This window comes from Myxacorys almedinensis A, from assembly GCF_010091945.1.
Classification (GTDB): Bacteria; Cyanobacteriota; Cyanobacteriia; order Leptolyngbyales; family Leptolyngbyaceae; genus Myxacorys; species Myxacorys almedinensis.
This window is the reverse complement of sequence record NZ_WVIE01000026.1, coordinates 14,839-28,365: the sequence shown is the minus strand read 5'-3', so window position 1 is coordinate 28,365 and position 13,527 is coordinate 14,839. Positions and strand designations below refer to the sequence as shown.

At 48.6% G+C, this 13,527-nt stretch carries 14 protein-coding genes; 6 read left to right on the top strand and 8 right to left on the bottom strand.

Annotated elements, in window-relative coordinates; all coding sequences use genetic code 11:
- Positions 1–32 precede the first annotated feature (32 nt).
- Entirely contained in the window at positions 33–1,067 is a 1,035-nt protein-coding gene (obgE, locus tag GS601_RS18190) for a GTPase ObgE (protein WP_162424715.1), read from the bottom strand.
- Positions 1,068–1,358: 291 nt separating this feature from the next.
- On the opposite strand from obgE, the gene GS601_RS18185 reads away from it, so the two are divergent.
- Entirely contained in the window at positions 1,359–2,099 is a 741-nt protein-coding gene (locus GS601_RS18185) for a PEP-CTERM sorting domain-containing protein (RefSeq protein WP_162424714.1), read from the top strand.
- Between the two features lie 119 nt (positions 2,100–2,218).
- Here GS601_RS18185 and plsY read toward each other — a convergent pair whose 3' ends face one another.
- The 5 genes from plsY to GS601_RS18160 all read right to left on the bottom strand — a co-directional run bounded on the left by plsY (position 2,219) and on the right by GS601_RS18160 (position 6,065).
- Positions 2,219–2,911 (bottom strand): glycerol-3-phosphate 1-O-acyltransferase PlsY, encoded by a 693-nt coding sequence (gene plsY, locus GS601_RS18180; RefSeq protein ID WP_162424713.1) that lies wholly within the window; start codon positions 2,909–2,911, stop codon positions 2,219–2,221.
- Between the two features lie 85 nt (positions 2,912–2,996).
- The gene (locus GS601_RS18175; RefSeq protein ID WP_162424712.1) at positions 2,997–4,115 is read right to left on the bottom strand and encodes a DUF3086 domain-containing protein; all 1,119 of its coding nucleotides are present in this window, start codon (positions 4,113–4,115) and stop codon (positions 2,997–2,999) included.
- 38 nt (positions 4,116–4,153) lie between these two features.
- On the bottom strand, positions 4,154–4,681 hold the full coding sequence (locus GS601_RS18170; RefSeq protein WP_338017071.1) for a DUF3119 family protein: 528 nt from the start codon (positions 4,679–4,681) through the stop codon (positions 4,154–4,156).
- Positions 4,682–4,816: 135 nt separating this feature from the next.
- Positions 4,817–5,296: a glutathione peroxidase gene (locus GS601_RS18165; RefSeq protein ID WP_162424711.1), complete on the bottom strand. Its 480-nt coding sequence runs from the start codon at positions 5,294–5,296 to the stop codon at positions 4,817–4,819.
- A 262-nt stretch (positions 5,297–5,558) separates the two neighbouring features.
- The gene (locus tag GS601_RS18160) at positions 5,559–6,065 is read right to left on the bottom strand and encodes a pyridoxamine 5'-phosphate oxidase family protein (RefSeq protein WP_162424710.1); all 507 of its coding nucleotides are present in this window, start codon (positions 6,063–6,065) and stop codon (positions 5,559–5,561) included.
- Positions 6,066–6,297: 232 nt separating this feature from the next.
- Here GS601_RS18160 and GS601_RS18155 point away from each other — a divergent pair, with 232 nt between their 5' ends.
- Positions 6,298–7,011: a DUF928 domain-containing protein gene (locus GS601_RS18155; protein WP_162424709.1), complete on the top strand. Its 714-nt coding sequence runs from the start codon at positions 6,298–6,300 to the stop codon at positions 7,009–7,011.
- An 89-nt stretch (positions 7,012–7,100) separates the two neighbouring features.
- On the opposite strand, the gene dapB is transcribed toward GS601_RS18155, so the two are convergent.
- The gene (gene dapB / locus GS601_RS18150; protein ID WP_162424708.1) at positions 7,101–7,922 is read right to left on the bottom strand and encodes a 4-hydroxy-tetrahydrodipicolinate reductase; all 822 of its coding nucleotides are present in this window, start codon (positions 7,920–7,922) and stop codon (positions 7,101–7,103) included.
- 148 nt (positions 7,923–8,070) lie between these two features.
- On the opposite strand from dapB, the gene bchI reads away from it, so the two are divergent.
- The 4 genes from bchI (at position 8,071) to GS601_RS18130 (ending at position 12,555) form a co-directional block, all read left to right on the top strand.
- Entirely contained in the window at positions 8,071–9,171 is a 1,101-nt protein-coding gene (gene bchI, locus GS601_RS18145) for a magnesium chelatase ATPase subunit I (protein WP_162424707.1), read from the top strand.
- A 334-nt stretch (positions 9,172–9,505) separates the two neighbouring features.
- Positions 9,506–10,699 (top strand): hybrid sensor histidine kinase/response regulator, encoded by a 1,194-nt coding sequence (locus GS601_RS18140; protein ID WP_162424706.1) that lies wholly within the window; start codon positions 9,506–9,508, stop codon positions 10,697–10,699.
- Between the two features lie 3 nt (positions 10,700–10,702).
- Positions 10,703–12,409, top strand: a complete 1,707-nt coding sequence (locus GS601_RS18135) for a PAS domain-containing sensor histidine kinase (protein WP_162424705.1) — start codon at positions 10,703–10,705, stop codon at positions 12,407–12,409.
- Positions 12,410–12,414: 5 nt separating this feature from the next.
- Positions 12,415–12,555: a hypothetical protein gene (locus tag GS601_RS18130; RefSeq protein ID WP_162424704.1), complete on the top strand. Its 141-nt coding sequence runs from the start codon at positions 12,415–12,417 to the stop codon at positions 12,553–12,555.
- A 47-nt stretch (positions 12,556–12,602) separates the two neighbouring features.
- Here the strand turns inward: GS601_RS18130 and GS601_RS18125 are convergent, their stop codons facing one another.
- Positions 12,603–13,481, bottom strand: coding sequence for a universal stress protein (locus tag GS601_RS18125; RefSeq protein WP_162424703.1), 879 nt, complete (start codon positions 13,479–13,481; stop codon positions 12,603–12,605).
- Positions 13,482–13,527 lie beyond the last annotated feature (46 nt).

Sequence of the window (13,527 nt, the reverse complement as noted above, 5' to 3'; positions counted from 1 at the left end):
CAAACGGTAGTTAAAGTTGAACGGTTGGTGATTTAGTGAGCGACCTCTAGTTCATCCTCTTCGGAGGTTTTGAGATCGTCTAGCATTTGCCAAACCTCGTGCATCAAGGTATCTAAACCCAGGTGGGTGGCGGCTGAGATTTTGAAAACAGGCGTGTGGCTGAGCGATTCAAGCTCAGATGCGATCGCTTGGACTGCTTCACTGTCTACATCAACAGCATCGAGCTTGTTGAGCGCCAAGATTTGCGGACGATCGACCAAGCCCCGCCCGTAAGCGTTGAGTTCTTGTTGAATGGTCTTATAATCCGCGATCGCGGTTTCTGAGGTGACATCAACCAAATGTAAGAGCAGGCGAGTCCGCTCGACATGGCGCAAAAAGTCGTGTCCTAACCCGATCCCCATGTGGGCCCCTTCGATCAGTCCTGGAATGTCGGCAAACACAGTTCCGTCTCCCGTGGGTTTGCGAACAACTCCCAAATTTGGGATGAGTGTCGTGAAGGGATAGTCCGCAATCTTGGGGCGAGCAGACGATAGGGATGAAATCAGCGTTGATTTGCCCGCATTCGGCAACCCAATAATTCCGACTTCGGCAATCAGCTTAAGCTCTAGGCGCAACAAACGGCTTTCACCGGGCAGCCCTGGCAAGGCGTGTTCTGGCGCACGGTTGCGGTTGCTCAAGAAATGCTGATTTCCTAGCCCACCTTTTCCCCCAGCAGCCACGCAAAGGGTTTGCCCAGTTTCGGTGAGATCCCCAATCAATTCTCCGGTTTCAGCGTCGTAAACCATGGTGCCCCGAGGAATTTCAACGATGCGATCGCGCCCTCCGGCTCCCGTCCGATTATTTGGACCACCCCGCTGCCCATTGTCTGCCTTAAACAAACGGCTGTAGCGGAAATCTAATAGCGTTTGAAGATTTTCGTCCACCTTGAAAATGACTGAACCGCCTTTGCCGCCGTTTCCGCCTGAAGGCCCGCCCGCAGGTACATATTTTTCTCGCCGAAACGCGACGAGTCCATCGCCTCCATCTCCTGCCTGTACCTGAATTTCTGATTGATCGATAAATTGCATAGTGCTGCGATGAAATTCTCTCTGCTTTGATCATAGTCAGACGATGCCAACTTCATCAATACAAACCCTTTGCCCGGCTAATGATTTGGTCTGTATTATCAGTATAAAAAGGTTTAGAAGAACCTGAAAAATACTGAGAACTTTTTATGAAGTGATAGTGAAAGTATCGACATTCTTTCTAAGAGAATGTTAGTTTTTACGAACACGTTTTGGAGAGTCGCCTCCTGTAAACAGTGCATTGCCAAGTTTAGCAAACTCCTCTAACCGTTATTTAAACCTGAAACAACTCAGATGATGAACTTGATGAATCTTTCTAAAGCCGCGGCGATCGCAACTTTAGCCACTGCCGCGATCGCAGCATCTTCTGCCATCATGCCAAATTCGGCACAGGCATTTACTCTCGCAATCGATCCGCAGTTTGGTAGCACAGAGAACACAGGCTCTACTGCCAAACTAAATTTCGATTTTGTTCAAAGCGACTCTAACGTGTTGCTCAATTTGGGCATGACGAACAATACAAATGGCACTGTTGGGCTGGGAGCCAATCAGTCTAGCCTAGTTGGCGTTGCTTTTGATATCGTGTCTGGGCTAAACGTGTCGTTACAATCCTCCAACGGCAGCAATTTCACAAAGCTCTGGAAGAATGTATCCCTCCCACCTTATGGAACCTATGATGTTGGCATCAGCACTCCTCGAAAAAGCTTTGCAGGAGGCAACGCCAATTTAGGTCTAAAAGCAGGAGAGTCGGCAACGGTTAGCTTCCTCTTTAGTGGTACAAACCTCAACGCAAAAATCCTTGAAAGTGCGTTTCTAAGCGGGTTCAAGGATGGTTCGCTCAGCGTTGCAGGACGGTTTCAGCAAGTAGATGTTGGTGCTGGTAGTGATAAGGTAAGCGGCGGCATCGTGCAACCGCCCCCTCCTAAAAAAGTGCCTGAACCAAGCGCATTGTTGGGCATTTTAGCTGTTGGTGGGATGGGTCTCGGACGCAAAAAGCTGCAAGGCAAGGTCGTCAAAATTGCCCAGTCTGTTTAACCCTCGGAAAGACTAAACACAATCCCTTAAGGCTGCTCTGATGGTATCGATCAGGGCAGCTTTCATGGGTTTAGAGAGGCGATGGCTGAGCCGACTCCATTCAAAACCGTGGTGGCAGCTTAACTGGTGGGATCGCCTTCTGGTTCTGGAGTAAGTTTCTGCCCCAGTTTGGGTTCGGTTCCAGCCAGCAAACGCTGAATATTAGTGCGGTGTCGCCAAATTACATACGTGCCGCCTGCGATCGCAAATAAACAGTAAGACAAGGGTTGCCCAAATCCGAGCATTAAAATAGCGGCAGCGATCGCGCCTAAAATTGAGCTAATCGACACAATTCGGGTGATCGCAATACTCAACCCAAATACGCCCAACGTGCTGATCCCCACCATCCAATTCATCGCCAGTAAAATTCCCAAACTGGTCGCAACCGATTTTCCGCCCATGAAGTTTAGCCAGATCGATTTGCTGTGCCCCAGCAATGCCAGCAATCCCGCCAGCACTACCATCCAAGGCTGCCAAGTGGCAAGCCCTACGTCTACAACTTTTGTAAAATAGAGCCATCCAGGGAGATGCGCGAAGGCATATTTTACTGCCAAAATTGCGAATGCGCCTTTGAGAATATCGATCGCCAGAACTACGATCGCAGGCGCTTTTCCAACGGTTCTCAACACATTCGTCGCGCCTGTAGATCCTGAGCCTTCTTGGCGGATATCGATTCCTTTCAACATTCGCCCTGCCAGATAGCCCGTCGGAATCGAGCCAAGCAGATAGGCAAAAAGGAGCAGAAGTCCATTATTGATAAACCAGGGCAGCATAGAATATGCAAAAAAGGAGCAAAGATGGGCTTATTGTAAACGTAACGAGAGCCGAAAAATCAGCAACCCATTTCTTCACCCAGTTCTAGTAAAGGTACGATTGCTGCTGAACAAGCTGCTGCGGAGTCGGCGCAAACGCCAGCCATAACGGAAATTGCAGCAACGCTAAGCTGATCGCTTCTTCGGTTTCGTCGATCACAATGAGCGGTAAATATCCATCTTTTTCTAGCCGTTCTGCTTTGAGGGCAAGTTGTTCGGGGGTTTCAAACATAGTAATGCCGCGATCGCTGCCAAAGTCGCTGCGCGATACTCCCAGACAATCTTGCAACCCCCGTCGCCATTCGCCTAGCCGTTCTGGAGAGTTGGCAAGAATAAGCGTCCGCAGGCGATCATCGTAGAGGTTATACAAAATCGAAATAGTGGCAGAGGCAATCAGAATATTCTGCAATCGAGATCCCATCGTGCGGATTGCGCCTTTGCCGCCTTGGGTGAAAAACCAGTTTGAAACTCGCTCAGCGTGAACTGGCTCAAAGGTGCGACGTAGTTTCCAGACCGGTCCATAGTAGTCGGGCTGGTTGCGGAATTGATCGATAATGCTGCGAACTTGGCGTCCTTCGTCTTGAAATTTCTCTTCCGCAAATTTGGGAGTTGGCTTTTGCCGGGGTGCTTCTGAAGGCGTGATCCGTTCTACACTGCGAGGTGGCGGGATGGAGGGAACTGGTGCGGGTGACGTTTGTAGCTCTAGCTGATCTGCCGCGATCGCGAGGTCTTGCAAACTGCCGACCAGATAATCTTTGAAGCTCTGAACACGAATAGCAATATCTTGAGAGGCTCCGGCAAAGGTGGTTCGCATTTCGTTACGAATCCGATCTTGACGGCGTTCCAGTTGTTCGATCGCAAGTTGCAGGGTCTGCCTACGTTGCTCTAAATCACTCAAATTTTGCTGCACGAGCCGTCCAAAACTCACTTGTGCCTCCAACGTTTGAGCCTGCAATTCGGCGCGCGTTACCTTTAGCGCCTTGATCTCCTGCCTAAGATCCTGTTCTTGCTGTTGTAGTTCTAAGATGTGCTGAGTTAGATTTGCTTCGCGAGAGTCAGTTTCTGTAGAAGCTTTGTTGGCAGCAGGGTCTGACAGGGAAGAAGGCTCATTCGATGGATGAAGCGCTGGATCAGGGTGGGCAGTGGGCAACTCGTCAGAATTCATGAAATAGACAGTGGGGTACAGGGCATAAAATCAGACCGTTACGGTTTAGGACAGCGTTGCTCTAGGCAAGTCCGTAACATTTTAGGGTCAAAAATGATGGGTAGGAAATGAATACTTTTAACTTCTCGAAAATAAAACAGAATGGGCACAGACGACCAAAAGATTTCCCAATTTTGCCACTCTTGATAAGGAAAACGACGAATTAGCGTCTCGCCTCGATAGATATCTAAATCACTGGGGGTAAATCGTAACCGAAGGGAGACAGCTTGAAACAGTAAGAATATGCCAAAAAGCGCGATCGCACTTCCGACCCACAGATTTATCAACACAAAAGGGAGACCAACAAAAACTAACACGCTCGGAATGGCATAATTTGGCGCTAGTTCTACCGTTTCGTCAGAACGTTGAGGTGCTGCTGCATCCATCACAACCGTTATCCTTCGCTTTACTTCACAATCTATTCTATATCGCTGCAACATTTCCTCCTTCCGCTGCCCATACTCGTCGCCAAAGCCGCTCAGTGTGGAATTCTTGAGATTGACCCACTGGGTTAAAGAAGATGGCAACTAGAGAAGACGTGCCAGCTTTGGCAGCCAAGCGAGGGTTAAACTTTGCTGAGGAACGAGATTTAGCGATGATCGGGTCGGTTTGACGTTTGGCAAATTTCTTGGCAGATTGTAAGACACAAAGCCCGCTTACTTCTAGCTCAGTAGCGGCACAAGATCCTTCTCAATCCGCTCTGGGGTGTCTGTTGGCGCGTACCGTTGCACGATCGCCCCGTCCTGATTGACCAAAAACTTAGTGAAATTCCACTTGATTGCCTCAGTGCCAAACAACCCTTTCTGGGCTGATTTGAGGTACTGGTAAAGCGGATGAGCTTGATTGCCATTCACCTCGATTTTGGCAAAAAGTGGAAAACTGACGTCATAGTTGAGCGAACAAAAACTTTGAATCTCGGCTTCGTTGCCTGGTTCTTGATGCCCGAACTGGTCGCAGGGAAACCCCAAGACCTCAAACCCTTTATCCTTATATTTTCGATATAAAGCCTCTAACCCAGCATATTGTGGGGTGAAGCCACACTTGCTAGCAACATTCACGATCAGCAAAACCTTTCCCTGGTAGGTGTCCAATGCCTGCGCGTTGCCATCGATCGCAGTGACTTGAAAATCGTAAATGCTCATACTTCAATCTTCTGTAATACAGCTTAGCTTGATCTCTTATGTTAACTGTATTAGGAGCCTGCAATTACACCTACATAATTTGTGCAAGGATTTGTGCAAAGCGACCCAAAAACATAAAATTTGCCTCTAGAGTTTGGGGATTCAAACCAACTTGAACCAGGCTTCAAAATAGACAATCCCGCTAATCTCATGCCAAAACTAGCGGGATATTTTTGCGATTCGCACCTGTGCTTCTGTGAGTTAGATTCAGAGGCAGGCTGGGCTATTTCAGGTCAAATTTTTCATTTTCGCCAATAGTGGTTGCTTCTCCGGTTGTGGCTGCTTTCACAAAACCTATAGTTTTTGCCACAATCCCAGAAGGGGAATCCCAGTATTCTGCTTTCTCAACGCTGACCTTCAGTAAAGCAATATCTGGCTCATCTATTCCGTTGGGAAACCATGCTTTGAGATCAGGAACCCAAAGCTGTTCCATCATTTGCTTGTCCCGTACCAATTCAGCTTGACCAGACAGGGCAACATAGGTTTGCTTATTTGGCGCAGCAAAACTAACGTTGACGTGGTGATTGTGATTTACCTCATCGACTTTGTAAGAACTGGCGTAGGTGAAAAACCAAAGATCGCCATTTTCCTCGATCTCGTGATTGAGTGCCATGGGGCGGCTGTGCAAGCTACCGTCTGGATTTACGGTTGTCAGCATACAGTATTCGATGTCTTTAACAAGATCGCGCAGCTTCTCAAGCTGATCAGCGTGATTGGGAGAAACAGTCATTGGTGAATTTGGCTCAGGGTTGATGTGCAGTAAAACAAGTGATCTGCGCTTTGAAATCGCTTGTCTTTTAGTAGTAGCGCGTTAGAGCCACGATCGCATGTGTCAGAAGAAAGAGTGTCTCTCACAATCTTGCTCAATCTAACGAGTGGGAACTCTAAAAATTGGGGTTTCTCAAAGACTTAATCCCCTGCGATCGCGCTGGTTTTCCTAACACAAACAGATCAATTTTCCTATGTTTAACAAACGTCAATCTCTCGCATTGATAACGCTAACCCTTTTACTGGCAGGTATTGCAGACACAGGGATGGCAAAATCAGTTCTCAAGTTTAGACCGCCCAGCCGAGGGACACTTTCGATTACGCGGGGAGGGGCAAGCCGAGGCGGCAGCGAGCCAGTCAACCAACTGCAAATGATCGCCCCTCAAACTAGCATTGGATACACGACAGATGCCTATCCAACGTTGATGGTCTACATTCCAAAGACCTCTGCCAAAATGATGGTTTTGCGAATTAGAACGGCAGATGGCAAGAAAACCTTGTTTAAGAAAGAGATGGCGGTTCCGCCCATGCCTGGAGTCGTGCGGGTGAATTTTGAGAATGCTTCTTTACCCCCGCTAGAAGTAAATAGCCAGTACCGTTGGTCTGTGTCCCTCCTGGCAAATGTGGTTGATCGCTCGACGGCAACCCTTATCGAAGGCAAGCTAGAACGCATTCAGCCCGATGCGATGCTCAGCCAACGGTTAGCCAAGGCTACCCCGCAGGAAAAGGCGTTTCTCTATGCTGAGTCGGGGGTTTGGTGGAACGCGCTGCTGACGTTAGATGATTTGCGGAAGGCGCAACCTGACGATGTAGCCCTGAGTCAACACTGGATGTCGCTGTTGGATTCGGTAGGAATGGGTGCGATCGCGCCTACGCCCATCCTTCCCACCCCTGACCTCAAGCCATAACGTAGCGCTCTTCGCAAGATAGGAGACTTTCTCGACCTGCTTTTCCTACTGTTGGGAGAAGCAGGTCGAACGTTGTCTAAGCCGGACAGTTAGAGAATTTTCTCCAGCCCATACACCAACGTCTTAAGCTGCAACACTTTGCGAATCGACAGCAAGACTCCAGGCATATAACAAGTGCGATCGCTAGCATCGTGCCGCAGGGTATAGATTTGCCCATCCCCTCCAAAAATCACTTCCTGATGGGCGACCAAACCCGGCAACCGTACGCTGTGAATCCGAATTCCTTCCTCTGCCTGTGCGCCTCTTGCCCCCGCTATTTTTTCCGTTTCCTCGACAAGTTGCGGATTGTAGGTTTTGCCTAGCTCTGCCAATAATTGTGCGGTTTGCACTGCCGTTCCGCTAGGAGCATCCGCTTTTTGATTGTGATGAAGCTCAATAATTTCCACATGATCAAAATACTGAGAAGCTTGAACGGCTGCCTGCTGAAGCAGCACAACACCGATAGAAAAATTTGGGGCGATCAGGCATCCTGTGCTTGCCTTATCGGCAAATTCGGCTAATTCTTGAATCTGAGCGAGACTCAAGCCAGTTGTGCCGACAACGGGGCGCACGCCATAGGCGATCGCAGAGCGAATATTGCCATACACCGCATCCGGATGGGTTACATCCACCACTACGCCCAATTGCTTTTCTTGAGACAGCATTGCCATCATCGGCTCATAGTCATTGGTCACAGGCACTTCTAACGCCCCGCAACCGATGACTTCTCCAATATCTTCGCCCACATGGTTGGGATTGCGTGCGATCGCACCAATCAGCGTCATGTCTTGCGCCTGAGACACCGCCTTTACAATTTCGCGACCCATTTTCCCCGTCGCACCATTGACCACCACCGGAATTTGACTCGCCATACTCGCCCCTTGTGCTACACAACCCCTGGTTTTGAATAACTCAGTCTAGCTATTTTTTCATCCCTGGTCTTCCCTGGTTTTCGCTTCCCGCAATATGTCACAATAAAGGACGCCTATTAAAATTGTCTTAAATTTTTCAGGATATCCCGTGACCTATACGACAGAAGCTAGATCACAAAACGGACGCGCCACTGTGGCTCATCCTCGCCGTCGGGCAGTATTCCCCTTCACCGCGATCGTCGGGCAAGCAGAAATGAAGCTGGCACTGCTTCTTAATATCATTGACCCCAAAATCGGGGGGGTGATGATCATGGGCGATCGCGGCACGGGCAAATCAACGACGATTCGAGCGCTGGCAGATCTGCTGCCCGAAATCGAAGTCGTGGCAGATGACCCCTTTAACAGCCATCCCAGCGATCCTGAACTGATGGGAGACGAGGTGCGTCACCTGATCGAGCAAGGATCAGACGTACCGGTGGCTCAGAAAAAAGTGATGATGGTGGATCTGCCGTTGGGTGCGACAGAAGACCGAGTGTGCGGCACGATCGACATTGAAAAAGCGCTCTCTGAAGGGGTAAAAGCCTTTGAACCGGGCTTGCTGGCACGGGCAAATCGGGGCATCCTCTACGTGGATGAAGTCAATCTGCTCGATGATCACTTGGTAGATGTGTTGCTCGATTCGGCGGCGTCAGGTTGGAACACGGTTGAGCGAGAGGGCATCTCGATTCGCCACCCCGCTCGGTTTGTCCTAGTTGGCTCTGGCAACCCAGAAGAAGGTGAACTGCGTCCCCAACTGCTCGATCGCTTTGGCATGCATGCCGAAATTCGCACGGTGAAAGAGCCTGAGTTGCGCGTGCAAATTGTTGAACAACGTACTGAGTTTGATCAAGACCCAATTCCCTTTCTTGAGAGCTATCAGCCGCAGCAAGACGCGCTTCAACAAACGATCGTAGACGCTCAGTCACGATTGAGATCGATCGCGATCGATCATGACTTGCGCGTTAAAATTTCTCAAGTTTGTTCTGAATTAGATGTAGATGGTCTGCGGGGAGACATCGTGACTAACCGCGCTGCCAAAGCACTGGCGGCACTTGAGGGTCGCACCGAGGTAACGGTTGATGATATTCGTCGGATTGCGCCTCTGTGCCTGCGCCATCGCTTACGAAAAGACCCGATGGAATCGATCGATTCGGGTTACAAAGTAGAAAAGGTCTTTGGGCAAGTGTTTGGCATAGAGATAATAGGATAGTCTCCCTGGATTTTCTTAGTTAAACTAATATTGCGAGAAGGCTGTCGGCAGATTTGCTGTACAGCCTTTTTGGTATGTTATTGGCAACGCTCCTATCAGCCCAACTTAGGTAACTCTGTGAAGCAGAGGAGCGCTGAACTTAGATATGAATCGATGGATCTGCCCTTACCTGAGAACCAGCGAGGGTAAGCTAAATCCTGCATGCAGCAACGCCTGAACTCGCTTCAGCAATTTGGGTGAGCCAGCCCTTTATCATTTGAAGGACAAACACTTTGAAGAACGTAACATTTGAAGGGCAATTTGTGTCTCTATTCAAGCTAGGACAAGTTTAAACATGAGTAAACCTGTTGTGATTTGCGTAGATGACGAGCCAACCGTTCTTGAAAGCCTTAAAATCGACCTCAAGCGCGTGTTGGGCGATAGCTGCCTCATTGAAACCGCAGAAGGCGCAGAAGAAGCCCTAGAGCTATTTGAAGAACTTCAGAGCGAGAATTATGAGGTTGCGCTGGTGCTCGCAGATTACATTATGCCTGGGCTAAAAGGAGATATTTTATTGCAGCGCATCCACGATCGCTCTCCTCAGACGCTCAATATTATGATTAGTGGGCAAGCAGATTTAGAAGCAGTGAGCAATGCGCTGCGAAATGCTAGACTCTATCGTTATATTGCCAAACCCTGGACGCCGGAAGATGTTAACTTAACAATCGCCGAAGCGGTACAAAACTACTTAAAAGATCGAAAATTAGAAGCCCAGACCAACAAACTTAAGGAATTAAATATAACGCTAGAAGTACAGATTCAGGAGCGGACTGAGCAACTGCAACAAAAAATGGAGGAATTGGAAAAACTAAGCTGCTTAAAAGATGAGTTCTTACACGCTGTCACCCACGATCTAAGAACTCCAGCAACCGGAACGTTATTAGTTTTTAGGCGCTTACAAAAGCTGGTGTCTGATCCGATTCCCCTCACCCGATCGATGATCGATCGAATGATTGAAAGCAGTGAACGACAACTCAAGCTCCTAGACTGTTTGCTGCAAATTCAGTTGAGCGATGCTCAGGGAACGTTGCTTCATTACGAACCGACTGACTTAGCCGCCTTTGTAAGCGCGATCGCAGCAGACCTAGAACCATTCACTACCGAACAGCAAGCTAAACTAATCAACGCCGTTCCACCCGATTTACCGCTTGTTACTATTGATCCCTTCCAGCTAAGACGAGTGTTTGAGAATCTAATTAATAATTCTCTAAAACACAATCCTCCTGGTATTTGCATTATGATTTGCGCTTCTGTTGAAGATGGCGTTGTCAGGTGCAGTGTTGAAGATAATGGAACTGGCATTCCTGACCTGGAAAAGGTATCTATGTTTGAGCGATATACCCAAGGGAAACGGGCACGACGATCGCTCGGTGTTGGCTTAGGATTGTATCTTTCTCGCCAAATCATTCAGGCTCATGGCGGGGAAATTGGCGTCGTTAGTGCGGCGGGTCAAGGAGCTAAGTTTTGGTTTACGTTGCCCTTGAAATAGCCCATGCAAAACCAACGTTTACCGCTCAGATTTGTTCTCATCGCCTCGTCTGTCGTTCCAATTGTCGGCACAGTGGGGCTTATGAGCTATCTTTCATCTTACAGCGTGAGAGAAACCTTGCAGCTAGCCGCGATCGCATCCGGTAGCGCGATCTCAGCTAGCATTTTAACCGCGCAATGGCTGTCTCGCCTAAATCTCAGCCCCGTTAGTCAACCGGTTTCTGCGTCCACAGAAGCCGATGGGCAATTATCTGGAGGCGGGCTGAGCAACCTTTCAGAGCCGTACATCGAAGAACGGACTCGCGCTCTTGTCCAGGCTAATGCAGAGTTTGAAGCCTTATTTGCAGCAATGGATCAGTTGGTTTTTGTCTACGATCGCGATGGTCGCCACATCAAAATCCCCGAAACGAGCCAAAAGCGGATTCTTTATCATCCTGATGAAAAGCGCCTCGGCAAGACCTTACACGAGGTGTTTCCCTCTGAGGTTGCTGATCAGTTTTTGGGTTATATTCAACGCGCTCTAACGTTGCAAGAAACGATCACTGTAGAATATAGCCTCACGTTAGACGGAGAAACAACTTGGTCAGATGCAAGCATTTCGCCTATCGATCAAAACACGGCGATGTGGGTGGCTCGGAACGTCACCGATCGAAAGCAAACCGAACAGGAATTACAGCAAAAAAATAAAGATTTAAGCCTCACGTTAGCCGAACTTAAAACAACCCAAACAAAATTAATTCAATCTGAGAAGCTAGCGGCTCTAGGTCAGCTTGTGGCAGGCGTTGCCCATGAAATGAATACCCCGCTTGGAGCCATTTGCTCATCTGTTGAAAATGTTTCTACTTTCTTTAAGCACGATCTTCAACAGCTTCCTCACGTTTTACACCTCCTTTCCGCCGAGCGCCGAGATGATCTGTTTGCCCTTTTACAGCGATCGCAAGCCTCTCTCCCAAGTTTATCGGCGCGATCGTCCCGGGAAAAACGGCAGCTTAAACGCAACTTAATTCAACAGTTAGAGCAACGCCAGGTTACAGATGCCGATCAGGTTGCAGACACGCTAATGGATATTGGAATTTATGAAAATATTGCATCGTCAGACGCAATACTAAATGACAAGCATCGAGATCTGATTCTTACAATGGTATATCAACTAACGAGCGCACAGCGCAGTGTACAAACGATCGAGACGGCGGCAATGCAAACATCTAAAGTTGTGCTTGCACTCAAAACCTATGCTCGCAAAGATAACGAAAGCACAATGGTGAAAGCAGATGTGATTGCAGGCATTGAAACTACACTTATGCTCTATGCTAATAAAATTAAGCGCGGTGTAAACGTTGTGCGAGATTACGAGGAGGTTCCTCTAATTCGCTGCTGCCCTGATGAACTTAATCAAGTGTGGGCAAATCTAATTCACAATGCCATCCAAGCGATGGACTATACCGGAACGCTAACCATTAGCACTAAAGTTGAGTCGGCAAAGGCTGCCGGTTCTTCTTGGGTGCAAGTGGGCATCACCGATACTGGAACCGGGATTGCCAGCGATTTGCACTCTCGATTGTTTGAGCCGTTTTTCACAACAAAACCCATGGGAGAAGGAAGCGGACTAGGGTTGAGCATTGTGAAAAAAATTATTGATAAGCACGAAGGCGCGATCGCAGTTCATAGTATTCCCGGTCGTACAACTTTTACCGTATCGCTTTCTATTTAGGTAGCGTGATCCGGTTCAAAGTAAGTATTCGGCTGTTAGTCCCTGCGATCGCACGGTGCTTGGCGCTGCTACTTGCGAATCGCAAACAGCGCTGTGCGATCGCAGGGGCAGAAGCAAGACAAACGATTGATTCGTTGACGGAATAACGGCGATTCGCTGCGCCACCACACTGCTTTAGGACGCGACGGCACAATCATCTTTTGAATGGGAAATAAAGCACAGGATGCATACTGCGACGCACGCACTCATTCGCAAAGCTAGGAGACGACCACTCTAACAAAGGGCTGACGTTATTCGATGAAAGCGCGATCGTGCTAATCTCCAACTCTTGCGCCGCCATCAATAGCTCAGCCATCGGATTTCCATGCCGAACTTCAATCTCAGTTTGAATTCCCACCGCTTGCAATTGATCCCGGAGCGGCTCTAGCTTTTGCGTGATAAAGTTTTGTTCATCCTGAGCCGATAGCGCCGTTCTGCCACCACCTTCAACCACCCAACAGAGAAAGCAACTTCTGATGCAGTGATTGCCATTTGCCTGCGCTAACTGCTTGATCTGCTCAGCCGTATATTTTGCAGCATCGCTGTCATCGTAAGGCAACAACACATCGCGAAACAAATGTTGACACCGCAAATTTAGTTCTTCTGAGGTGTAGGTCGAAATCAACTGAGGACGGATGGTGAATAACGGAATATTAGCTTCCTTCGCAAGGGCAATGGTGGTGCTGCCAAACAGCTTTTCAGTGAGTAGATTTCGGCTCTGTGTTCCCAACAGGATCACATCGGCTTCATAGGTCTTTGTCGCCTGAACAATGGCATCAACCGCTTTTCCAGCTTGAACTTCTACCTTCACGTCAACCCCAGCAGGCAGATCGTTGAGCGCGATCGCGAGTTGTTCCTGAGCGCGATCCATCTTTTCAGTATCCGCTCGCGGAACTCCTGCTTTCTCAACCAATGGAACGACATGGAGAAAAACAATCTGCGTCATGCCACCCATCGCCAAGGCAGGGATGAAATGAACCAAACGCTGCAAGCCGTCTGTAAAGTCAGTACAAATGAGAGGGCGCTGAAACATAAAAGTAAGAAGAATCAGAGATTCAACCAAATCCTGGTGCAACGTT

Coding starts and splice junctions, on each gene's coding strand:
- GS601_RS18185 (WP_162424714.1), top strand. CDS start 1,359: ATGATGAACTTGATGAATCTTTCTAAAGCCGCGGCGATCGCAACTTTA.
- GS601_RS18155 (WP_162424709.1), top strand. CDS start 6,298: ATGTTTAACAAACGTCAATCTCTCGCATTGATAACGCTAACCCTTTTA.
- GS601_RS18165 (WP_162424711.1), bottom strand. CDS start 5,296: ATGAGCATTTACGATTTTCAAGTCACTGCGATCGATGGCAACGCGCAG.
- GS601_RS18135 (WP_162424705.1), top strand. CDS start 10,703: ATGCAAAACCAACGTTTACCGCTCAGATTTGTTCTCATCGCCTCGTCT.
- plsY (WP_162424713.1), bottom strand. CDS start 2,911: ATGCTGCCCTGGTTTATCAATAATGGACTTCTGCTCCTTTTTGCCTAT.
- GS601_RS18160 (WP_162424710.1), bottom strand. CDS start 6,065: ATGACTGTTTCTCCCAATCACGCTGATCAGCTTGAGAAGCTGCGCGAT.
- GS601_RS18125 (WP_162424703.1), bottom strand. CDS start 13,481: ATGTTTCAGCGCCCTCTCATTTGTACTGACTTTACAGACGGCTTGCAG.
- obgE (WP_162424715.1), bottom strand. CDS start 1,067: ATGCAATTTATCGATCAATCAGAAATTCAGGTACAGGCAGGAGATGGA.
- GS601_RS18140 (WP_162424706.1), top strand. CDS start 9,506: ATGAGTAAACCTGTTGTGATTTGCGTAGATGACGAGCCAACCGTTCTT.
- dapB (WP_162424708.1), bottom strand. CDS start 7,922: ATGGCGAGTCAAATTCCGGTGGTGGTCAATGGTGCGACGGGGAAAATG.
- GS601_RS18175 (WP_162424712.1), bottom strand. CDS start 4,115: ATGAATTCTGACGAGTTGCCCACTGCCCACCCTGATCCAGCGCTTCAT.